19 protein-coding genes are annotated in these 20675 nt (G+C 73.3%); 10 read left to right on the top strand and 9 right to left on the bottom strand.

Features of this window, described 5'->3' with window-relative positions:
* Positions 1–210: 210 nt before the first annotated feature.
* Positions 211–1095: a winged helix-turn-helix transcriptional regulator gene (locus J7F03_RS28195; protein ID WP_214954363.1), complete on the bottom strand. Its 885-nt coding sequence runs from the start codon at positions 1093–1095 to the stop codon at positions 211–213.
* 130 nt (positions 1096–1225) lie between these two features.
* On the opposite strand from J7F03_RS28195, the gene J7F03_RS28200 reads away from it, so the two are divergent.
* Positions 1226–2482: an MFS transporter gene (locus tag J7F03_RS28200; protein ID WP_214954365.1), complete on the top strand. Its 1257-nt coding sequence runs from the start codon at positions 1226–1228 to the stop codon at positions 2480–2482.
* A 262-nt stretch (positions 2483–2744) separates the two neighbouring features.
* On the opposite strand, the gene J7F03_RS28205 is transcribed toward J7F03_RS28200, so the two are convergent.
* From J7F03_RS28205 to J7F03_RS28220, 4 genes are all read right to left on the bottom strand, one after another.
* A complete protein-coding gene (locus J7F03_RS28205) occupies positions 2745–3323 on the bottom strand; it encodes a maleylpyruvate isomerase N-terminal domain-containing protein (protein WP_251072622.1) in 579 nt (192 codons plus the stop codon).
* A gap of 35 nt (positions 3324–3358) precedes the next feature.
* On the bottom strand, positions 3359–4483 hold the full coding sequence (locus tag J7F03_RS28210; protein ID WP_308380001.1) for an IS630 family transposase: 1125 nt from the start codon (positions 4481–4483) through the stop codon (positions 3359–3361).
* 94 nt (positions 4484–4577) lie between these two features.
* A complete protein-coding gene (locus J7F03_RS28215; protein WP_214954370.1) occupies positions 4578–4862 on the bottom strand; it encodes a hypothetical protein in 285 nt (94 codons plus the stop codon).
* A 459-nt stretch (positions 4863–5321) separates the two neighbouring features.
* Entirely contained in the window at positions 5322–5615 is a 294-nt protein-coding gene (locus J7F03_RS28220) for a hypothetical protein (protein WP_214954372.1), read from the bottom strand.
* Between the two features lie 289 nt (positions 5616–5904).
* Here J7F03_RS28220 and J7F03_RS28225 point away from each other — a divergent pair, with 289 nt between their 5' ends.
* From J7F03_RS28225 to J7F03_RS28235, 3 genes are all read left to right on the top strand, one after another.
* Positions 5905–6057 carry a DUF2191 domain-containing protein gene (locus J7F03_RS28225; protein ID WP_214954632.1) on the top strand — a complete coding sequence of 51 codons (153 nt, stop codon included), beginning with the start codon at positions 5905–5907 and terminating at the stop codon, positions 6055–6057.
* Positions 6058–6188: 131 nt separating this feature from the next.
* Entirely contained in the window at positions 6189–8699 is a 2511-nt protein-coding gene (locus tag J7F03_RS28230) for a glycoside hydrolase family 3 C-terminal domain-containing protein (protein WP_214954374.1), read from the top strand.
* A gap of 59 nt (positions 8700–8758) precedes the next feature.
* Positions 8759–9454, top strand: a complete 696-nt coding sequence (locus J7F03_RS28235) for a DedA family protein (RefSeq protein ID WP_214954376.1) — start codon at positions 8759–8761, stop codon at positions 9452–9454.
* 43 nt (positions 9455–9497) lie between these two features.
* Here the strand turns inward: J7F03_RS28235 and J7F03_RS28240 are convergent, their stop codons facing one another.
* Positions 9498–10043: a gamma carbonic anhydrase family protein gene (locus J7F03_RS28240; RefSeq protein ID WP_214954378.1), complete on the bottom strand. Its 546-nt coding sequence runs from the start codon at positions 10041–10043 to the stop codon at positions 9498–9500.
* 125 nt (positions 10044–10168) lie between these two features.
* Between J7F03_RS28240 and J7F03_RS28245 the strand changes: the two genes are divergently transcribed.
* On the top strand, positions 10169–10909 hold the full coding sequence (locus J7F03_RS28245; RefSeq protein ID WP_214954380.1) for a DapH/DapD/GlmU-related protein: 741 nt from the start codon (positions 10169–10171) through the stop codon (positions 10907–10909).
* Entirely contained in the window at positions 10906–11532 is a 627-nt protein-coding gene (locus J7F03_RS28250; protein ID WP_308380002.1) for a GNAT family N-acetyltransferase, read from the top strand. Before J7F03_RS28245 ends, J7F03_RS28250 begins: the two co-directional genes overlap by 4 nt.
* Here the strand turns inward: J7F03_RS28250 and J7F03_RS28255 are convergent.
* Positions 11529–12398, bottom strand: coding sequence for a DMT family transporter (locus J7F03_RS28255; protein ID WP_214954382.1), 870 nt, complete (start codon positions 12396–12398; stop codon positions 11529–11531). The genes J7F03_RS28250 and J7F03_RS28255 overlap by 4 nt on opposite strands.
* A gap of 106 nt (positions 12399–12504) precedes the next feature.
* On the opposite strand from J7F03_RS28255, the gene J7F03_RS28260 reads away from it, so the two are divergent.
* Positions 12505–13086: a helix-turn-helix domain-containing protein gene (locus tag J7F03_RS28260; protein WP_214954636.1), complete on the top strand. Its 582-nt coding sequence runs from the start codon at positions 12505–12507 to the stop codon at positions 13084–13086.
* 1 nt (position 13087) lies between these two features.
* Here J7F03_RS28260 and J7F03_RS28265 read toward each other — a convergent pair whose 3' ends face one another.
* Complete coding sequence (locus tag J7F03_RS28265; protein WP_214954384.1) at positions 13088–13492, bottom strand: CoA-binding protein; 405 nt, start codon at positions 13490–13492, stop codon at positions 13088–13090.
* Positions 13493–13585: 93 nt separating this feature from the next.
* On the opposite strand from J7F03_RS28265, the gene J7F03_RS28270 reads away from it, so the two are divergent.
* The 3 genes from J7F03_RS28270 to J7F03_RS28280 all read left to right on the top strand — a co-directional run bounded on the left by J7F03_RS28270 (position 13586) and on the right by J7F03_RS28280 (position 18492).
* A complete protein-coding gene (locus J7F03_RS28270) occupies positions 13586–14212 on the top strand; it encodes a YigZ family protein (protein ID WP_214954386.1) in 627 nt (208 codons plus the stop codon).
* Between the two features lie 99 nt (positions 14213–14311).
* On the top strand, positions 14312–15484 hold the full coding sequence (locus tag J7F03_RS28275; protein WP_214954388.1) for an exonuclease SbcCD subunit D: 1173 nt from the start codon (positions 14312–14314) through the stop codon (positions 15482–15484).
* Positions 15481–18492: an AAA family ATPase gene (locus tag J7F03_RS28280; protein WP_214954390.1), complete on the top strand. Its 3012-nt coding sequence runs from the start codon at positions 15481–15483 to the stop codon at positions 18490–18492. The genes J7F03_RS28275 and J7F03_RS28280 overlap by 4 nt, the downstream gene beginning before the upstream one ends.
* A 183-nt stretch (positions 18493–18675) precedes the next feature.
* Here J7F03_RS28280 and J7F03_RS28285 read toward each other — a convergent pair whose 3' ends face one another.
* Positions 18676–20400, bottom strand: a complete 1725-nt coding sequence (locus J7F03_RS28285; protein ID WP_214954392.1) for a DUF885 domain-containing protein — start codon at positions 20398–20400, stop codon at positions 18676–18678.
* Between the last annotated feature and the right edge of the window lie 275 nt (positions 20401–20675).

Raw genomic sequence — 20675 nt, forward strand, 5'->3', positions numbered from 1 at the left:
CTTCCGCGGAGCAGCACTAGTGCTGTGACCGGGAACGTTCACCGTGTTCGGAGTTGGGTGTGGCTCCTTTGCAGGGACTGCGGGGACCAGGGTGCACGGCAGGCTCCGTCGGGTACGGAACAACTCCGGGGGGCGGCTGGCGGGTGAGAGTGGCTGTCGCCGTGACGGACGCGGCGGGCATGCCTGGGGCCGTCGCCGCGCCCGCGCCCTTCAGCTCCCCGCCGCCACCCGCCGTACCACCGCCAGCGCCTCGCGCACTGCCCCCGGGATGTCCGTCACCGGGAAGCGCGCCTGGCGCACCACGCGTTCGCGGTCCACCACCAGCACCGCCCGCTTCAGCCGCAGTGCCTGCCCGGCGCGGAACACTGGTAGCCGCAAAGCGGCCGCGAGGCGCAGGTCGACGTCTGAGAGCAGGGTGAAGGGGATGCCCTCCTCGACCGCGAACACCCGCTGCTCGTCCGGGCGTTGAGTACTCACGCCGCGCACCTCGGCGCCCGCCGAGCGGAAGTCGTCGTACACGTCCCGGAACAGCCGGTTTTCCAGCGTGCAGCCGATGGCACCCGGGATGTCGGCCCAGCCGTCCGGCAACGGGCCCGGGCGACCGGCTGCCGGGTAGCAGAACAGGACGGTGGCCGCAGTCTCGGCCACCGGGTCCAGCGGCTCACCGCCCCGGTGCCCCGGCAGTTCGAGGCGCGGCAGCCACTCGCCCACCAGGCCCGCCACCCGCAGCGCCTCCGCACTCTCCTCGTCAGCCGTGCCGCTCAGCGAGCCGTCGCCGAGCAGCCAGCGGTCCGCCCAGTCCTGCATCGAGAGCAGCACGGGCAGCAGCCCCCGCCCGCTCTCCGTCAGCCGGTACTCGTACCGCACCGGGCCACTCTGATACGGAACCTTCTCCAAGACCTCCGCCTCCACCAGGTGCGCAAGGCGTTCGGTCAGCACCTTCCGGGAGATCCCCAACTCCTCCTGAAGCGCGTCGAACCGGTGGTGCCCGCGTGCGGTCTCCCGAACCAGGAGCAGGCTCCACCAGTCGCCGACCACCGCCGCCGCCTGCGCGATCGCGCAGGCGGCGTCCCGCTCGGGCACCGACCTGACCATGGGTCTCCTGTCTTGCGGATACAACGTCCGGTCTTCGAAACCATCTTGCGCCATGTGGTCAGTTCCGGATAGAAACTGAATCGCAACCAAGTAAGTTCCCATATGAGACTCACTGAAGGGTGGGCGTCGCATGAGCGAGACGCCGACGGTCCCGGAGCACGATCGCCGCAGCACCCACCATGCGACCTCGCCTCCGGCCGTCTTCTGGCGCTACTGGGCCGCGGCCACCGTCAGCAACGCGGGCACCGCCGTCACCGCCCTCGCTCTACCCCTGGTCGCCCTCACAGTCCTCGACGCCACCGCGCTCCAGGCCGCCCTGCTCGCCGCCGCCGGACAGATCTCCTGGCTGTTGCTCAGCCTCCCGGCCGGAGTGATCGCCCAGCGCGTCCCGCTCCGCCGCCTCCAGGTCACCCTCGATCTCGTACGGTTCGCCGCCGTCGGATCCCTCCCGCTCGCCTGGTGGCTTGACCGGCTCACCTACCCGCACCTGTTGCTCGCCGCTCTGGTCACCGGCGCCGCGACCGTACTCTTCGACATCGGCAACTCGACCTTTCTGCCCGCCATCGTCCCGGACCGGCAGCTCGCAGCCCGCAACAGCCTGATGTCCGGCACGCACGCTGTCACCGAGACCGGAGGGCCCTCCGGGGGCGGCCTCCTCGTGTACGCCGCGGGCCCGGTCGGCGCGCTCCTCGTGGACGCGGCCAGCTACCTGCTCTCAGCCGTTCTGCTGCGTACCCTTCCCGAGCGCCGTCCCGCCGCCCGCACCGGCGACGGCGCCCTCCGGCTGATCCGCGAGGGCTGGACGTACGTGACGCGGCACCCAGTGATGCTGCCCTGCATGCTCTGGGCTACCGCCACCAACTTCGTCTGCGCCGCCCTGGTCGCCCTCACACCCCTCTACCTGGTCCGTGAGGCCGGGCTGACGCCCGTACAACTCGGCATGGTGCTCGCCATGGACGGAGTCGGCGCGCTCGCCGGATCCGCCGTGGCGGTCCGACTGACCCGGCGGTTCGGCACCGCCCGGGGGCTGGTCGGGACCGCGCTGGCCGGCGGCGCTGCCGCCCTGCTGCCCCCGCTGACCACGTCCGCAGCCGACGCATACTGGTTCGCCCTGGGCAACGCCGGCTTCGCCTTCGGCGTCGTCATCGGGTCGATCACCACCCGCACCCACCGCCAGACCGAGTCCCCGCCTGAGCTCCTCTCCCGTGTCATGGCCACCGTCCGCTTCGTCTCCTGGGGCGCCCAGCCGCTCGGCGCCCTCACCGCCGGCCTGCTCGCCACGTACGCGGGGACGCACGCGGCCCTGTGGACGGTGTGCACGGCCGCGCTCCTGCCGCCGCTGTACCTGCTCGCGGTCCCGGTGGGCCGCCGCCGGGACTTCGCCTGACACGGACTCCCCAGGCTGGGAGGGAGCCCGCCCCCTCTCATCGCTGCCACAGCAACACAAAGGGCCATGAAAATCGCCGAGACGAGCCTGGAACCGGACGCGGACGGCGACGAGGAGAACGAGGCCAGGGGCAGGGCACTACCGCGTCCATGAAAGCTCTGACCGGGACGGATATACCCTCGCGGCTTGACCATCACAGTCCCCGAAGAAGAGCTACACCCTTCGGAGTTCGGGCTCATCTTGGCGAGCCCGTGTGGACCGATCAGTCAGAAACAGCTGCTTGCCAGCTCCACGAGGCGCGGCGGGGGCGGTCATCCAGCTCGCCGCGGCCGGTGCACCAGAGGAGGACCTGGGCCGGGTCGCCGGGCGGGGCGTGGGGAAAGAGACGGTGGAGGACCTTCGTGGACAACGGCGCTGGTGGCAGCCACGGCACGCTCAGCCCTTGGGTGATGTCGTAGGTGTGCAGGAGGACTTCGGCGACACCCATCGCCGCGAAACCCGTCCGGTCGCATGGCCCCCAGTGCCACGCCCGCAGCCCGGGATCGGCTGTGACCAGAGCACTGCTGAGCAGTCCTGCGCAGGCGGTGACCACCTGGAGCACCTCGCGCGGGGCGGTACCTGGGCGGACGGCCAGGTCGAAGGGGAAGTAGGCCCCGGTGGGGCGGCCGGCCACCTGCCCGGCGTAGGCCAGCAGGTCGTGCGCGATGTGGGCGGCCGTTGTCCAGCAGCTCCACTCCAACGAACCCGCCGGCACCGACCAGTCCTGCGTGTCGTGTGTGCCGAGTACCCCCGCCATCTCGGCCACGGCCTTGTCGACGTCTTGGTTGTCCAGGTAGTGCATCCCGAGATGCTAATGCTGTGGCCCGGGGATCGTGGTCAGGCTGCCGAGTCTGCGAGGGGCCGTCCGCCCCAGCGGATGCCTCTCTCGCTGCGGATGCGGGCGCGTTCTTTGCGCTGGGCGGCCAGGACATCGGGGTGACGGGCGTTCACGTTGCGCCAGCGCAAGTAGGCGTGCAGCTCGCGCGTCTGGACGGTGTGGTTCGGGTGGTTGGAGTTCGCCAGGGTGAACTGCCGCAGAGGCCCGAAGTGCGCTTCTATCGGGTTTGCCCAGGAGGCGTTGGTCGGGGTGAAGCACAGCTCGACCTTGTTCTTCTTCGCCCAGGTACGGATCTTGGCTCCTTTGTGGGCGGAGAGGTTGTCCATGATCACGTAGATCGGGGCGCCGTCAGGCCGGGCGGCACGGATCGATTTCAGTGCGGCCAGGGACTGGGCGCCGCCCTTGTGGCGACGGTTGACGCCCCACACAGTGTCGTCACCGACCGAGTAACAGCCGTGGAAGTAAGTGACCCCGTGGGTTCGGTGGTAGGTCGCCGGGACCCGGTCGGGGCGGCCCGGTTTGGCCCAGCAGGAGCCGCCGGTGGGGCGGATACCCAGCGGCCCGAACTCGTCGAAGGCGAAGACCCGGTCGTGGAGGTACTCAAGGACGTGCTCGATCCGGTCGAGTTTGGCATCGCGGTCGGGGTCGGTGGACTCCTTCCACGTTTTCGTGCGCTGGAAGGTGATCCCGTGGCGGGCGAGCAGGCAGCGCAGGGCCTCGCGGCTGATACGGATCGTCCGGCCGTGGACGCGTCGCAGGTAGCCGGCGAGTTTACGGATCGACCAGCGGGTGAAGGGCTGGCCGAGCTTGGTCGGGCGGGTGGTGGCCGTCGCCACGACGAAGTCCTCGTCATCCGGGCTGAGCTGGCGGGGACGGCCTCCCGCCCACCGAGGGTCCAGGCAGGCCAGACCGATCTCGTTGAACCGGTGGATCACGTCGCGCACGGTGTCCTCGTCCGCCTGGACCAAGCGGGCGATGACGGGGACGTTGTTCCCGCCGGCCGAGGCCAGCAGCATCATCGCCCGTCGGTAGCGCACCGTGCTGGTGCTGCCCCGCCGTACGATCCGCTGCAGCTTCTGCCCCTCCTGATCGGTCAGTCTGCGGACCTTGACCGGTTGTGCCACCAAGCCTCCCCACGCCGGTGGGACGTCACCGCGACATCCAACCGGCACCAGCCTGCCCCGCCACCACGACCAGCAACCCGGTGAACCTTCCCGGTCACAGCACTAGCAAGAATTCCTGTCGGTCGGTGGCGTTCTCTTCCTCGTTGGCGAAGTCCACGACGGCCTGGAGTGACTCGGGGAGGGTGGGTGACGCGGTCGGAGTGGGAGGGGTCGGCGTGGCCGCGGTGGGGCTGGGGGCGGGACCCGCACCGGTCGTGGCGCTGGGGCCGGTGGTCGGGGTTCTGGAAGAAGCGGCCGGTTCGCACGCGGAGAGCGCCAGGACGGCGGCTATGACGGTAAGTGCGCTGCTGGAGCGCTTTCTGGTGTGCGGGGTGGCCATGCGGATCTCCTGGTCTGCGTGTGGGAGCGGGGCTAAATTACACAAAGTGTTGAAAGTGTGATGCGCCGATCATGGGTTGAGATGGGCACGACGAAGGCCCCCGCCGGGATCACGGGGGCCGTGTCCGGTATGTGGCTTCGTTGCGTGCGCTACGCCCGGTTCGCTGCCCGCTCGCAGGGGCACGGTTCGGTGTACGGGCTGCCGTCCGCGTTGAGGACCGGACCGGCGAGGCGCCAGTGGGAGCCTTCGCAGACTCTGCGGGCGTGGCAGGGGCACGACGGGCACTCGTCCGGCGCCGGCCGTGCCCAGTGGAAGCCGTCGGCCCCGCCGAGATCCATTCGCCGTCGCCGGCGACCCGCCGGCCGGGCACCACACAGCCGGTGGTGAAGTCGACGACCTCGGAGCCGGCCACTGTGTAGCCCTGGCCGGGGGCAATGCGGCGGGGGTTGGCGGCCTGCTTTAGCGGCGGCCCGGCCCGTGTCGGTGAGCGCGTACGTGTTGCACTCCTTGACCGTCGAACTCGACCCGGTCGAACTGCTCGCGCCACTGCTCCAGGTCCGCGAACGCGGCCTGACGGTCGGGGGACTCGGAGGCCGAACCGACGTACTCGACCGCGCGGGCCCACATCCGGGCCAGGATCTTCTCGCCCTTGCCGGGGCGTGAACGGTCGATGTACTGGTAGTGCCTGCCGAGCTTGACTCCGGGGCAGAACATGACGCGCAGCCAGGCCGCCTCACTCCACCCGCGCGACACCGCGTTGACGGCGGGGCGGATGCTCAGGCGCCACTTAGCGTCCCGGGGTATCCCGCCTGGTCTCCGCCGGCGTCCAAACGACAGTCGTATGGACGCTGCGTCCCAACGCGTGACGCGGACGGCGCGCGCCGTCGAGTGAGGGCGCGCGCCGAGTGTGACGGCGGGCCGCAAGGCACGACGGGGCCCGGCCGGTCCCGCTAGAGTCCCTCCCACGACGGACGGAGGGGGTCCCGTGACAGGCCGAGCCAAGATCAGCATCAGCCTCGACGCCGAGCTCGTGGTGGAGGTGATGGTCCTCGCTGGCGTGGGGTCTCCCCAGGACGCCGTGGAGGCCGTCGTACGCGACTACATCGCGCGCGGCCACCGCACCGAGGTCCGGGTCCAGCGCCAGGACGAGCCCCGGCGGGACGCCGACATCGTGCAGCAGCCGCCGCAGGGCTGAACCTCGGCGGTGCGGTGGCGCGCCTGAGGCGGGCCCGCGCGGCTCGCGGCGCACAGTGGCCTGAGGGAGCGGTCCGGCGCGGGCCGCTCCCGCCGCCCCGCCGCCGATGCCCGCGCCTCAGGGAGCGCCCCGTGAGCGAGGCCGTGTCCAGACGCCGTGCCTTGAGCCTCCTCGGAGCGGTGGGCGCCGCCCTCGGCGCGGCCGGCTGCGTACCGGCGCCGCCGCCCGGCACGCGGCCCCGTAAGGCCGCCGCTGCCGCCGCGCCTCGGGCCGGCGCCGCCGCGCGGATCGACGCCCTCCTGGAACGGCTCACCCTGGAGGAGAAGACCGTCCTGCTGCACGGCGGACCGGACCCGGCCCCGCTCGGCCAGGCCGGCTATGTGCCCGGCATCCCGCACCTGGGCATCCCGGAGCTGCGCCTCGCGGACGGACCGGCCGGGGTACGCGTCGCCGAACGGGCCACCGCGCTGCCCGCGCCCGTCCTGCTCGCCTCCGCCTTCGACCCGGCGCTGGCCCGGGAGTACGGCCGGGTCATCGGCCGCGAGGGCCGCGCGCTCGGCCAGGACGTCCTGCTCTCGCCGATGGCCAACCTCATCCGCACCCCGTACGCCGGGCGGAACTTCGAGACCTTCTCGGAGGACCCGAAGCTCACGGCCGACCTCGTCGGCGAGGTCGTCCGCGGCATCCAGGACGAGGGACTCATCGCCGCCGTCAAGCACTTCGCGCTCAACAACCAGGAGAAGGGCCGCGACACGGTCGATGTGGTCGCGACCGAACAGACCCTCCACGAGACGGAGCTACGCGGCTTCGAGGCCGCGGTGGCCGCCGGCGCGGGCGCGGTGATGGGCGCCTACAACAAGGTCAACGGCGTCTACGCCTGCGAGAACAAACCGCTCCTGGACGAACTGCTGCGCGGGCGCTGGGGGTTCGACGGCTGGGTGATGTCCGACCGGGACGCCGCCCACAGCACCGTCGCCTCGATCGGCGCCGGACTCGACATGGAGATGCCGGGCGGCACCCACTACGGCGCCCCGTTGCGCGAGGCCGTGCGCGGCGGCTCCGTCCACGAGAGCGCCGTGGACCTCGCGGTCCGCCGGATCCTGGTCACGATGGACCGCTTCGGGCTGCTCGCCGAGCACCCCGCCGCCCGGCCGGCCCGGGACGCGGCGGCCGGGGCCAAGGTCGCCCGCCAGGTGGCCGTGGCGGGCGCGGTCCTGCTCCGCAACGAGTACGCGACGCTGCCGCTGACGGGAGCCGCGGCCCGCTCGGTCGCCGTCATCGGCCCGACCGGGCGGACCCCCTTCGTCAGTGGCGGCGGCAGCGCCCACGTGGTCCCGGCCGCGGCCGCCGGCCCCCTCGCCGCGATCCGGCAGCGGGCCGGGAAGGGCTCCACGGTGAGCTACGCGCTCGGCGAGGACCTGTACGGGCGCCCGCTCCCGGTGAAACTGCTGGCCCCCGGCACCGCCCTCGACGACCGCGGCGTGGAGCCCGGACGCACCTGGACCTACGAGGGGGCCTTCCGGCTGGCGGCCGACGACGAGTGGACCCTGCTGATCCACTACACCGGGAAGCGGCCGAGCGTCCGGCTCGACGGGGAGGAGCTGTTCCCCGTGCGGCAGGGCGTGGCCGAGCACTTCGCCGGCGGACTCCTCGGCAGTGCGCCCGACGGGCTCACCGTGCGCCGGCACACGCTCGCGCTCAAGGCGGGCGAGCACCGGCTCGCCGTCAGCGCCGAAGGAGGGCCGAAGGGACAGCGGCTGCGGCTGCGGCACACCACGAAGGCCACCCGGGCCGCCGACCTCGCCGAGGCGGTGAAGGCCGCCAAGGAGGCCCGCAGCGTGGTGCTGTTCGCCTACGAGGACGCCACCGAGGGCAGCGACCGCACCTCGCTGGGGCTCCCGGGCGGCCAGGCCGCGCTGATCCAGGCGGTAGCCGCCGCCAACCCGCGCACCACGGTGGTGCTCAACACCTCCTCCAGTACGACGATGCCGTGGCTGCCCCGTACCGGAGCGGTCCTCCAGATGTACTACCCGGGCCAGGAGGGCGCCGGCGCCACCGCCGACGTGCTCTTCGGCGACGTGGACCCCGGCGGCCGCCTCACCCAGACCTTCCCGGCCGACGAGCGAGTGACCCCGGTCGGCGCGGAGCTGATGCGCTACCCGGGGGTGGGCGGGCGGCAGGAGTATTCCGAGGGCGTCCACGTCGGCCACCGCTGGTACGACGCGCAGCGGGTGGCCCCGCTGTTCCCCTTCGGGCACGGGCTCTCGTACACGACCTGGGAGTACGACAAGCTCGTGGTCCGGCCCGGCGCAGACCATGGACGGCGCGGCGGGCTGCGCGTGGAGTTCACCGTCCGCAACACCGGACGCCGCACGGGCACCGAGGTGGCCCAGGTCTACGTGGGCCCGTCCCCGGACCTGAAACTGGACCAGCCGGTGCGGGCGCTGGCCGGCTACCGGCGGCTCACCCTCGCGCCCGGCCGGGCACAGCGGGTCGTCATGGACATCGACGCGCGCACGCTGTCGTCCTGGGACCCGGAGCGGGACGCGTGGGTGGTGGGAACCGGCCGTCGCGGTGTGTTCGCGGGCCGTTCCTCGCGCGAACTGCCGCTGAGGGCAAAGGCTGTGGTGGCGACCGGATAGGCTGCCCGTTCGGCCTGTCACAGGGGGCGGGCCGGGCGAAGACTCTGGAGGACGTACCGGTGCACATCCAGGAATGGCTGGAGACGATTCCGGCGGTCAGCATCTACCTCCTGGTGGGGCTCGTCATCGGACTGGAAAGCCTCGGGATCCCGCTGCCGGGGGAGATCGTCCTGGTCAGCTCGGCGCTCCTGGCCTCACAGCAGGGGCACATCGACCCCGTGGTGCTGGGCATCTGCGCGACGACCGGGGCGATCGTGGGCGACTCGATCGGCTACGCGATCGGGCGCAGGGGCGGCAAACCGCTGCTGGAGCGGCTGGGACGGCGCTTCCCCAAGCACTTCGGGCCGGACCAGGTGGCCCTCGCGGAGCGCTCCTTCGAGAAGTGGGGCATGTGGGCCGTCTTCTTCGGGCGGTTCGTGGCGCTGCTGCGGATCTTCGCGGGGCCGCTGGCGGGCGTACTGCACATGCCCTACTGGCGGTTCCTGGTCGCCAACGTCCTCGGCGGGATCCTGTGGGCGGGCGGCACGACGGCGGTGATCTACTCGATCGGGATCGTCGCCGAGCCGTGGCTGAAGGGATTCTCCTGGGTGGCGCTCGCGCTGGCGCTGCTCTTCGGACTCGGGGTGACGGTGGTCGTGCGCGGGCGGATGAAGAAGGCGTCGGAGGCGGCGCGCGCCGAGGCCGCGTCTTCGTCTTCGTCTTCGGCTTCGGAGCCTGATTCCGCTTCGGCCGCTCCGGCCGTGCTCGCCGACTGAGAACTCTTCCCCCGCCCCCTGTGGGAGGGCGGGGGAGGGACCGTCACGCGTCCGGGGCCACCGAGGCTCGGTGCTGCTTGGCCAGCTCGGTGTACATGAGGGCGTTGACCTTGATGCCCTCGCGCTCCTCCGCGGTCAGCTCGCGCCGCACCTTCGCCGGGACCCCGGCGACCAGCGAGCCGGGCGGGACCACCATGCCCTGCGGGACCAGCGCCTGGGCCGCCACCAGCGAGCCGGCACCGATCACCGCACCGTTCAGGACGGTGGCGCCCATGCCGATCAGGCAGTCGTCCTCGACCGTGCAGCCGTGCACGACGGCGTTGTGGCCGATGGAGACGCGCTCGCCGATGGAGACCGGGAAGCCGGGGTCCACGTGCACGGTGCAGTTGTCCTGCACGTTGCTGTCGGCGCCGAGGGTGATCGGACCGCAGTCCGCGCGGAGCACGGCCGAGTACCAGATGCTCGCGCCCGCGGCCAGGGTGACGTCGCCGACCACGACGGAGGTGGGAGCGGTGAACGCCGTGGGGTCGATCTCGGGGTTCTTCCCGCCGACACCCGCCACGAGTGCCTGGGCCGCCTGCTGCGTCATGTGTTCTCTTCCTCTGTCGTACGTCGTGTCGCGCTACGGGCACCGTAGGGCACGCCACCCCCGGGCCCGGAGATGGGGTGAAGATCACGGCGCGGTCCGGGCATCCGGCGCGCTACGGTGACCGGGTGGCGAAGAACCAGAACACGTTCTCATCTCTGACGGCCCTGCGCCGTCGGCTCGCCGGCCGCGCCGTCCACGCGGGCTGGCGCTGGATGCAGCGGGCCGGCGCGGTGACCGCGCAGACCCCGGGAGGGCTGCGCTTCGGCGCGATCGGGCACGGCACTCGGCTCGCCTTCCCGCAGGGCACCGTCTTCGGCGAACCCTGGATCCGGCTCGGCGACCACTGCATCATCGGTGAACAGGTCACGCTCACCGCCGGGATGATGCCGGACCTCGACCTCGGCGCCGAGCCGATGCTCGTGCTCGGCAACGGCGTGGTCATCGGCCGGGACAGCCACGTCATCGCCGACACCCGGATCACCATCGGCAACGACACCTTCTGCGGTCCCGGGGTGTACATCACCTCCACCAACCACAGCTACGACGATCCGCACGAGCCCGTCGGCAGGCAGTGGCCGCGCAGCGCGCCGGTGGAGATCGGCCCGGGCTGCTGGCTGGGCACGGGCGCGGTGATCCTGCCCGGGGCGCGGCTGGGCCGCAACGTCGTGGTGGCCGCGGGGGCCGTCGTACGGGGCGAGGTGCCGGACCACGCCGTGGTGGCGGGGGCGCCGGCGCGGATAGTGCGCCGCTGGGAGCCCGAGACGGGCTGGCAGCCGCCCCTGCGCACCCCGGCGCCGGTGCCGATCCCCGACGGGGTGACGCCGGAGCAGCTCCGCGCGCTGGCGGACCTGACGGAAACGGAGTGAATCCCGAGTTGCGCCCCGGGCTCCGCCCCGTGCTCCGGTCGGACGCGACCTCGGCCGCCGCCGGACTCGTCCTGCGGCCGTGGGGCGACGCGGACGCCGAAGCGCTGGTCGAGGCGCACCGGGACCCGGCGATGCGGCACTGGCTGACGCGGCACGTCGACGGAGTCGAGGACGCGCGGCGGTGGCTGGAGGAGCAGCGCCTCGGCTGGGAGAGCGGAGACCGGCTGGGTTTCGCCGTGTACGAGGCCCCGCGCGAAGGCTCGTACGAGGGTCCGCTGGTCGCCGGCGTGGCGCTGAAGCGGACCGGCGCAGGCCCGGCCCCGGTGGAGGCCGGCTACTGGACGGCGGCGCCCGCCCGGGGCCGCGGGGTCGCCTCCAGGGCCCTCGAAACCGTCACGGCCTGGGCGTTCGAGGCCTTCGCGGCCGAGGGGCTGGAGCGGATCGAGCTGCTGCACCAGGTGGACAACGCGGCGTCCTGCCGGGTCGCGGAGAAGACCGGCTTCGGCTTCGACCGCATCCTGCCCGCGACCGCTTCCTGGCCCCTGGACGGCCACCTGCACGTCAGGCGCGCGCCGGCCCGGCGGGCTCGGACCGGGCCTGAGGGTGCCGCGGGCACGACCTAGCCCGCCGCGAGCAGGACCGTGCCCGCCAGGGCCAGGCCCGCGCCCGCCGCCTGGACGGTGCGCAGCCGTTCCTTGAGGACGGCGAAGGCGGCCAGCGCGGTGATCACCGGGTAGAGCGAGGAGAGCACGGCGGCCACCGTGACCGGGCCGTGCTGGGCGGCGATGGAGTACGTGCCGTTCGCCGCGACGTCGGCGAGCCCGACGAAGGCGAGCGCCGGCAGCAGCCCCCACAGGAGCCGCAGTCCGCCCGTGCCCGCCGGGAGGGCCGGGGTGCCGCGCCGGGTCCGGACCCAGAGGGCGGCGCCGCCGACCGCGACGTTGGTGACGCGCTGTACGAAGAGCGCGAGGAACAGGCCGGGGACGGTGGAGGAGGCGGGGGCGATCAGGGCCATCACGGCGCCGAAGCCGAAGGCCGCGACGAGGGTGAGGACGACCGCCTGCCGCTGTACGGGGGCGCCGCGCAGCTCCGGTCCGCCGGCGAGGACGATGCCCGCGACGGCCACCGCGATGCCGGCGAACTGGCCGAGGCCTGGCCGTTCGCCGAGCAGCAGCCCGGCGCTCACCGGTACCACCACGCCGAGGGAGCCGAGCGGGGAGACCACGCCCATCGGGCCGAGGGCGAGCGCCTTGTAGAAGCTGAGCATCGCGACGGGCCCCACCAGGCCCGCTCCCACCGCGAACCAGAGCTGCGGCCCGGCCTCCCGCCAGGCACCCGTGCCCAGCACCACCGCGCCGAGCGCGGCGACGGCGAGGACCTGGGAGGCGACCACCACGGTGAGGGCCGGTATCCGGCGGGTGAGCAGCCCGCCGCCGAAGTCGGCGAGGCCCCAGAGGACGGCCGTGGCCAGGGCGAACAGGGCGGTCATGGCAGGCCTCGCAGTACAGTGCGTTGAACGGTGGAGTACACGGTGGAGTACGGCGCACGATAGTTCAGCCTATTGGACCCTGTCATCTAAAATATTGGACGCAACGGTGTCGGACCTCGAACAGCTCACCCAGGCGCTCGCCCGCAACCTCAAGCGCTGGCGCGGGGAGCGCGGATTCACCCTGGAGGCCCTCGCGGCCCGTGCGGGGGTGAGCCGCGGCATGATCATCCAGATCGAGCAGGCCCGTACGAACCCCAGCGTCGGCACGACGGTCAAGCTGGCCGACGCGCTCGGCGTCAGCATCACCACGCTGCTCGACTACGACCGCGGCCCCCGGGTGCAGGTGGTGCTGCCGGGTCAGGGGGTCCGGATGTGGTCCACCGAGGGCGGCAGTGGCGCGAGCATGCTGCTCGGCGACGACCGGCGCGGGCCGGTGGAGATGTGGACCTACCGCCTGGAGCCCGGCGAGGGCACCGCCTCGGACCCGCACCCCTCCGGCACCTTCGAGATGCTGCACGTCACGGCGGGGGAACTGACGCTGGTGGTCGGCGACGAGAAGTACGCCGTACCGGCCGGCGGGGCCGTCTCCTTCGAGGCGGACGCCCCGCACGCCTACCGCAACGAGGGTCCGGGCCCGATGGAGATGACGATGGCGGTCTCCATCCCCCCGGTGGCCACCCACGCGTGATTCAGAGTGCCGGGATCTCGATCGCCGGGCAGCGGTCCATGACCATGTCCAGTCCGGCCGCGCGGGCGCGGTCGTAGGCGGCCTCGTCGATCACGTTCAGCTGGAACCAGACCGCCTCCGCCCCCTTCGCGACGGCCTCGTCGGCGACGGTGCCGGCCAGGGCGCTGTTCACGAAGACGTCCACCACGTCCACCTTGAACGGGATCGCCTCCAGCGACGGGTACCCCTGCTCGCCGTGGACCGTCTCGGCCTTGGGGTGCACGGGGACCACGCGCTTGCCGTAGCGCTGGAGCACCCGGGCCACGCGGTAGGCGGCCCGGTCCTCGTTGTTGGACAGGCCCACCACGGCCCAGGTGTCGCCGAGCTCGGTGAGGACCTTGCGGATGGTTGCCGGATCGCCGTACACGTGTGCCGCCTCCTGCTGTTTCGCTTGCCTGCCGACTGCTGCCAGGTCGATCAACAGAAAAGAGGCATGTCCGATTCCCCGTAGGGTGGACGGGTGAAGGCAGACCAGTACGTGACGGTGGCCCGCGAGGGCGTGCACGAGTCGGAGATCAACCGCTCGCGGTTCCTGTGCTCGCTCGCGCCCGCCGCGACCGAGCGGGAGGCGCGGGAGTTCGTCGCCCGCGTCCGCAAGGAGCACCCGACCGCCACGCACAACTGCTACGCCTACGTCATCGGCGCCGACGCCTCCGTCCAGAAGGCCAGCGACGACGGCGAGCCCGGCGGCACCGCCGGGGTCCCGATGCTGCAGATGCTGACGCGCCGGGACATCCGCTACGCCGTCGCCGTCGTCACCCGCTACTACGGCGGTGTGAAGCTCGGAGCCGGCGGGCTCATCCGCGCCTACGGGGGAGTCGTCGGCGAAGCCCTCGACGCGCTCGGCACCGTCACCCGCCACCGCTACCGGCTGGCCACCGTCACCGTCGACCACCAGCGGGCCGGCAAGACCCAGAACGACCTGCGCTCCACCGGCCGGACCGTGCTGGACGTGCGCTACGGGGCCGCCGTGGAGATCGAGATCGCCCTCCCCGAAGCCGATCTGCCCGCCTTCGAGGCCTGGCTCGCCGACAGCACCGCCGGCAGCGCCACCCTCACCCCGGGCGGGGAGACCTACGCGCCCTGAGCCCCCGAGGCGGCCCGTGGGACGCCGGGGAAGCGTTAGCGTAGAGGGGTTCGGGGTTCATTCGGCAGGGGGAGACGGTATGCGCGGCGGGGCCGGCGAGTGAAGTTCCTGCACACCTCCGACTGGCACCTGGGGCGGTCCTTCCACCGAGTGAACCTGCTCGGCGCCCAAGCCGCCTTCATCGACCACCTCGTGGAGACCGTCCGCGAGCACGAGGTCGACGCCGTCCTCGTCGCCGGTGACATCTACGACCGGGCCGTGCCCCCGCTGCCCGCCGTCGCCCTGTACGACCAGGCCCTGCACCGGCTCGCCGACCTCGGCGTACCCACCGTGATGATCTCCGGGAACCACGACTCCGCGCGCCGCCTCGGTGTCGGGGCCGGGCTGATCGGCCGGGCCGGGATCCACTTGAGGACCGACCCCGCCGGGTGCGCCGACCCCGTGGTGCTGGCCGACGTACACGGTGACGTGGCGCTGTACGGGCTGCCGTACCTGGAGCCCGCGCTGGTCAAGGACGACTTCGGCGCCGGCAAGGTGAGCCACGAGGCCGTCCTGGGCGCGGCCATGGACCGGATCCGGGCCGACCTGGCCGGCCGCGCGCCCGGAACCCGCTCGATCGTCCTCGCCCACGCCTTCGTCACCGGCGGGCAGGCCAGCGACAGCGAGCGCGACATCGCCGTCGGCGGGGTCGAGGCCGTGCCCGCCTCCGTCTTCGACGGGGTCGATTACGCCGCCCTCGGCCACCTCCACGGCTGCCAGACGATCAACGAACGGGTCCGCTACTCCGGTTCCCCGCTCGCCTACTCCTTCTCCGAGACCGGCCACCGCAAGACCATGTGGCTCGTCGAGCTGGGCGCGGAAGGGGAGATCGCCGGCGCCGAGCGCCTCGACACCCCCGTCCCGCGCGGCCTCGCCCGGGTCCGGGGACCGCTGGAGGAGCTGCTCTCCGAAGGCGCCTACGCCGCGTACGAGGACTGCTGGCTGGAGGCCACCCTCACCGACCCCGTCCGGCCCGAGGACCCCATGGCCCGGCTCGCCGCCCGCTTCCCGCACACCCTCAGCCTCGCCTTCGACCCCGAGGGCCGCGCGCAGGACGGCCCGGGCAGCTACGCGCAGCGCCTCAAGGGCCGCAGCGACCAGGAGATCGCGGAGGACTTCGTCACCCACGTGCGCGGCGGCGGCGGTTTCGCGGACGAGGACGAACGGGCGGTGCTCCAGGGCGCCTTCGACGACGTACGGGTGGACGACGGCCGGCAGGAGACCCACCGATGAGGCTGCACCGGCTGCGGATCACCGCCTTCGGACCCTTCGCCGAACCGCAGGAGATCGACTTCGACGCCCTCTCCGGCGCCGGGATCTTCCTGCTGCACGGCCCCACCGGCGCGGGCAAGACCTCCGTCCTGGACGCCGTCTGCTACGCCCTCTACGGCTCGGTCCCCGGCTCCCGGCAGGCCCCCGGCACCAGCCTGCGCAGCGACCACGCGGCCGCCGACACCCCGACCGAGGTCACCCTCGAACTCACCGCCGGCGGACGCCGCCTGGAGATCACCCGGCGCCCCGAGCAGGACCGGCCCAAGAAGCGCGGCACCGGCACCACGAAGGACAAGGCACAGAGCGGGCTGCGCGAGTACGACGGGGAACGCTGGCGCGCCCTCAGCCGTTCCCACCAGGAGATCGGCGAGGAGATCGAGCAGCTGCTCGGCATGAGCCGCGAGCAGTTCTGCCAGGTCGTGCTCTTGCCCCAGGGGGAGTTCGCGCGCTTCCTGCGGGCCGACGAGGTGGCGCGGGGCCGGCTGCTGGGCAGGCTCTTCGACACCCGGCGCTTCGCCGCCGTCGAAACCCTGCTCGGCGAGCGCCGCCGGACCGCCGAGGCCAAGGTCCGCACCGGGGACGAGCGGGTGCTGCACACCGCCCAGCGCCTCGCCCAGGCCGCCGGGGACGCCGCCGACCTGCGGGCCTGGCCGCTGCCCCGGCACCAGCCGGGCGACCCCGGGCTCGCCGGAGCCGTCCGCGCCTGGGCGGCCGTCGCGCGCTGCTCCGCCCGTGAGCGGCTCACCGTCGCCGAGTACGCCCTCGCCGCCGTCGAGGGGCGCCACGCCGCCGCCCGGCGGGCCGCCGAGGACGCGCGCGAGCTCGACCGGCTGCAACGCCGGCACGCCGAGACCACCCGCCGGGCGGCCCTGCTCGCCGAGGCCGCTCCGGAGCGGGAGCGGGTGCGCGCCCTGCTCGACCGGGCCCGGCGCGGAGCCCTCGTCGCCCCCGCCCTGGAGCTGCGCGGAGCCGCCGCCGGCGCCCACATGGCCGCCGCGCACGCGGAGTCGGTGGCCCGCGCCGAGCTGCCCCCGCAGCTCGCCGAGGCGGGCGCCGAGCAGCTGGCCGCCGTCGAACAGCGGCTGCGCGAGGACCTGGGAGCCCTCGGAGCCGCCCGCCGCGCCGAGCAGCGCAGCGCCGAGATCGGCCGCGAACGGGCCAACCTGGAAAGGGAATCCCGGGCCGCCGAGGAGCAGCAGCAGGAGACCGCCGAGTGGTTCGGCCGCTGGGAGGCCACCCGGGCCGAACTGGCCGGGCGCGTGGACGCCGCCCAGCAGGCCGCGACCCTGGCCGAGCAGCTCGCCGGTAAACTGGAGCCCGCCCGGCTGCACCTGCACGCCGCCCAGCGCCGCGACGCCTTCGACGCCGACGCCGAGCGGGCCGGGGGCGAACTGCTCACCGCGCGCGAGGAGTCGACCGCCGCCCGAGAGGACTGGCTGGAGCTCAAGGAGACCCGGCTGCGCGGGATCGCCGCCGAACTGGCCGCCGCCCTGGTCGAGGGCGCGCCGTGCGCGGTGTGCGGAGCCGAGGAGCACCCCGATCCCGCCCGCCCGGCCCCCGGTCACGTCGACCGGGCCGCCGAGGACGCGGCCCACGCCCGCTTCGAGCAGGCCGAGGAGCGCAGGGCCGGCGTCGAGCGCAGGCTGGCCGCCCTGCGGGAGGCCCGCACCGAGGCCGCTGCCGCCGCCGGTGACGCCACCACCGCCGAACTCCGGGAACTCACCGCCGACCTGAGCACCCGTCACGCCGAGGCCCACGCCGCGGCCGCCGGACTGCACACCGCCCGAGAGCGGCTCGCCCGCGCCGAGCGGGAGCACGCCGTGCGCAGCTCCGAGCGGCTGGAGGCGGAGGTCCGGGCCGGCGCGCGGGCCTCGCGCCGGGAGGGCCTCGACCGGGAACAGGCCTCGCTGGAGGCGGAGCTGGCCCTGGTACGGGCGGACGCGCCCAGCGTCGCGGCCCGCGCCGGGGTCCTGGAGGACCGGGTCCGCATGGTCGCCGCGGCCGCCGCCTCGCTGCGCCGGGCCGAAGCCACCGCCGCCCGGCTGAAGGAGGCCGACGGCCAGCTGGCCGACGCCGCCTTCAAGGCCGGCTTCGACACCACCGAGGAGGCGGCCGACGCCGTGCTCCCGGAGTACGAACGCACCGCGCTGCAACGCCGGATGGACGCCTGGCAGGCGGAGGAGGCCATGCTCGCCGACCGCCTCGGCGAGAGCGACACCGCCGCGGCGGCGGTCCTGCCCCCGGCCGCGCCGGAGGAGGCCGAGGCGTACGCGGCCCAGGCCGCCGCGAAGCTTCGTACGGCCGGATCCGCCGTGGACGCGGCCCGCGTGCGGTGCAAGGACCTCGACGGGCTCTCCCGCCAGGCCGAGCAGGAGCTGCGGGCCCTGGGCCCGCTGCGCGAGGCGTACGACCGGGTGGCCCGGCTCGCCGGTCTCACCGCGGGCACCTCCGCCGACAACGAGCGCAAGATGCGGCTGGAGGCGTACGTGCTGGCGGCCCGGCTGGAGCAGGTCGCCGCCGCCGCGACGGTACGGCTCCTGCGGATGTCGGGCGGCCGCTACACCCTCGTCCACTCCGACGCCAAGGCGAGCGGACGCGGGCGTTCGGGGCTCGGGCTGCACGTGGTCGACGCCTGGACGGGCAGCGAGCGGGACACCGCGACCCTGTCCGGCGGCGAGACCTTCTTCGCCTCGCTCGCGCTCGCGCTGGGCCTGGCCGACGTGGTCACCGACGAGGCGGGCGGCATGCGGCTCGACACCCTCTTCATCGACGAGGGCTTCGGCAGCCTGGACGACCAGGCGCTGGACGAGGTCCTCGACGTACTGGACTCACTGCGCGAACGCGACCGCAGCGTCGGCATCGTGAGCCACGTCGCCGATCTGCGGACCCGGGTGCAGGCCCAGCTGGAGATCGTCAAGCAGCGCGGCGGATCGGTCGTGCGCCACCGCGCGGCCGCCGGGACGCACTGAATCCCGGTCGCGGGGGACATCCGGACGTGCGGATGCGTGGACGTGCGGACATCCGGACGTGTGGACGTGTGGACGTGTGGACGTGTGGACGTGCGGACGTGTGGACGTGCGGACGGACCGGCGGCTCCCGTGTGAAGCCGGCCGGTCCGTCCGTCTGCCGCGCACGGGCCGACGTGGTGCTGATCAGAGCTTCGACAGCTCGTCCACCAGGTCGTCCAGGCCCAGCGAACCCTGGGACAGCGCCGCCATGTGCCACGCCTTCAGGTCGAAGGAGTCGCCGTGCGCGGCACGCGCGTTGTCGCGGCCCAGCAGCCAGGCGCGCTCGCCCAGCTTGTAGCCGATCGCCTGGCCCGGCATCGAGAGGTAGCGGGTCAGCTCGCTCTCGACGAAGTCCGCCGGCCGGCCGCTGTGCAGGCCGAAGAACTCCTGGGCCAGGTCCACCGTCCAGTGCTCGCCCGGGTGGAACGGCGAGTCCGCCGGGATCTCCAGGCCCAGGTGCATGCCGATGTCCACGATGACCCGTGTGGCGCGCATCATCTGGGCATCCAGGTAACCGAGCCGCTGCTCGGCGTCCTTGAGGTAGCCCAGCTCGTCCATCAGCCGTTCCGCGTACAGCGCCCAGCCCTCGGCGTTGGCGCTGACGAGGCCCACGCTGGCCTGGTAGCGGGAGAGCTGGTCCGCGACGTGCGTCCACTGCGCCAGCTGGAGGTGGTGGCCCGGAACGCCCTCGTGGTACCAGGTGGAGACCAGGTCGTAGACGGGGAAGCGGGTCTGGCCCATCGTCGGCAGCCAGGTGCGCCCCGGACGGGAGAAGTCCTCCGACGGGTTGGTGTAGTACGGGGCCGCCGCGCCGCCCGGCGGGGCGATCCGCGACTCCACCCGCTTGACCCGCTCGGCCAGCTCGAAGTGGGTGCCGTCGAGGTTCTCGATGGCCTCGTCCATGAGGCCCTGCAGCCAGGCCTGGACCTCGTCCACGCCCTCGATGTGGGTGCCGTGCTCGTCCAGGTGGCGCAGCGCGTCCCAGGGACCGGCGCCCGGCAGGATCTTGGCCGCCTCCTCCTTCATCTCCGCGAGCAGCCGGTGGTACTCCGACCAGCCGTAGGCGTACGCCTCGTCCAGGTCGAGGTCCGTGCCGTTGAAGTAGCGCGACCAGCGGGCGTAGCGCTCGCGGCCCACCGGGTCGGGCTGCCCCTGGACCGCGGGGGCGTACACGTCGCGCATCCAGTCGCGCAGTTCCACGACGGCGGCGGTCGCGGCGGCGGCCGCCTCGTCGAGCTCGGCGCGCAGCGCCTGCGGGCCGCCGGCGGCGAACTCGGCGAAGAAGCCGCCGGTGGCGTCGCCCTCGGTGCCGGGCCCGCCGGGCTCGCCGGCCCAGCCGGTGAGCTGCTCGACGAAGGTGGCGGTGGGGCGCGGGCTTCCGTACAGGCCGCGGTCCAGGCCGAGCGCGAGACACTCGCGGTAGCCGGCGTAGGCGGCCGGGACGGCGCGCAGCCGCTCGGCGATGGCGGCCCAGTCCTCGTCCGTGTCGGCCGGGGTCAGGGTGAAGACCTCCCGGACCGCGTGCGCGGGGGAGTGGATGTTGCTGACCGCGCGCAGATCCTCGTCGGCTTCGTGGACCGCGAGTTCGGCGCTGAGGCGCTCGCGCAGCAGGCGGGCGCAGCGGCGCTCGACATCGCTGTCGGCGCCCGGCTGCCGCTCGGCGGCGTCGAGGAGGGCGAGCGTGGCGCGGGAGAGCTCGGCGGCCGCCGCACGACCCGCAGGAGAGAGGTCCGGGAGCTTGCCGGAGCTTTCGGCGATACCGAGGTAGGTGCCCGTGATCGGGTCGATGGCGATGAGCTCGTCGACGTAGGCGTCGGCGACCTGGCGGGGCAGCCGTGCGGAACCGTTGCTGGTGAGGATGTCTGACATGTGGACATCTTCTTACGCGGAACGGGTCCGCGTCATCACCAACCAGCCCTCAGCCTGCTGACGTAGGGGGGAGCAGGGGGGTCGGTCCCACTCCTGGACGATCAACCCGGTCTTGACGCGGGCGACTTCCCGGCGCGGGGTGAATGCGTCGAGGACCAGCCGCAGGAGCTCGCCGGGATCGGAAACGGTCACCTGTACGAGGTGGTCGTCGGGGCCGCCCAGGTGGAGGACCGCCCGCGACGCGGGGAGCGAGCGGACCGCCCGAAGGGGCCGCG

This window comes from Streptomyces sp. ISL-43 (genome assembly GCF_018614195.1).
Classification (GTDB): Bacteria; Actinomycetota; Actinomycetes; order Streptomycetales; family Streptomycetaceae; genus Streptomyces.

What these genes read in the sequence shown, in the direction of transcription:
- J7F03_RS28195 (WP_214954363.1), bottom strand. Translation starts at nt 1,095, where the DNA reads ATGGTCAGGTCGGTGCCCGAGCGGGACGCCGCCTGCGCGATCGCGCAG.
- J7F03_RS28200 (WP_214954365.1), top strand. Translation starts at nt 1,226, where the DNA reads ATGAGCGAGACGCCGACGGTCCCGGAGCACGATCGCCGCAGCACCCAC.
- J7F03_RS28205 (WP_251072622.1), bottom strand. Translation starts at nt 3,323, where the DNA reads ATGCACTACCTGGACAACCAAGACGTCGACAAGGCCGTGGCCGAGATG.
- J7F03_RS28215 (WP_214954370.1), bottom strand. Translation starts at nt 4,862, where the DNA reads ATGGCCACCCCGCACACCAGAAAGCGCTCCAGCAGCGCACTTACCGTC.
- J7F03_RS28225 (WP_214954632.1), top strand. Translation starts at nt 5,905, where the DNA reads ATGGTCCTCGCTGGCGTGGGGTCTCCCCAGGACGCCGTGGAGGCCGTC.
- J7F03_RS28240 (WP_214954378.1), bottom strand. Translation starts at nt 10,043, where the DNA reads ATGACGCAGCAGGCGGCCCAGGCACTCGTGGCGGGTGTCGGCGGGAAG.
- J7F03_RS28255 (WP_214954382.1), bottom strand. Translation starts at nt 12,398, where the DNA reads ATGACCGCCCTGTTCGCCCTGGCCACGGCCGTCCTCTGGGGCCTCGCC.
- J7F03_RS28280 (WP_214954390.1), top strand. Translation starts at nt 15,481, where the DNA reads ATGAGGCTGCACCGGCTGCGGATCACCGCCTTCGGACCCTTCGCCGAA.
- J7F03_RS28285 (WP_214954392.1), bottom strand. Translation starts at nt 20,400, where the DNA reads ATGTCAGACATCCTCACCAGCAACGGTTCCGCACGGCTGCCCCGCCAG.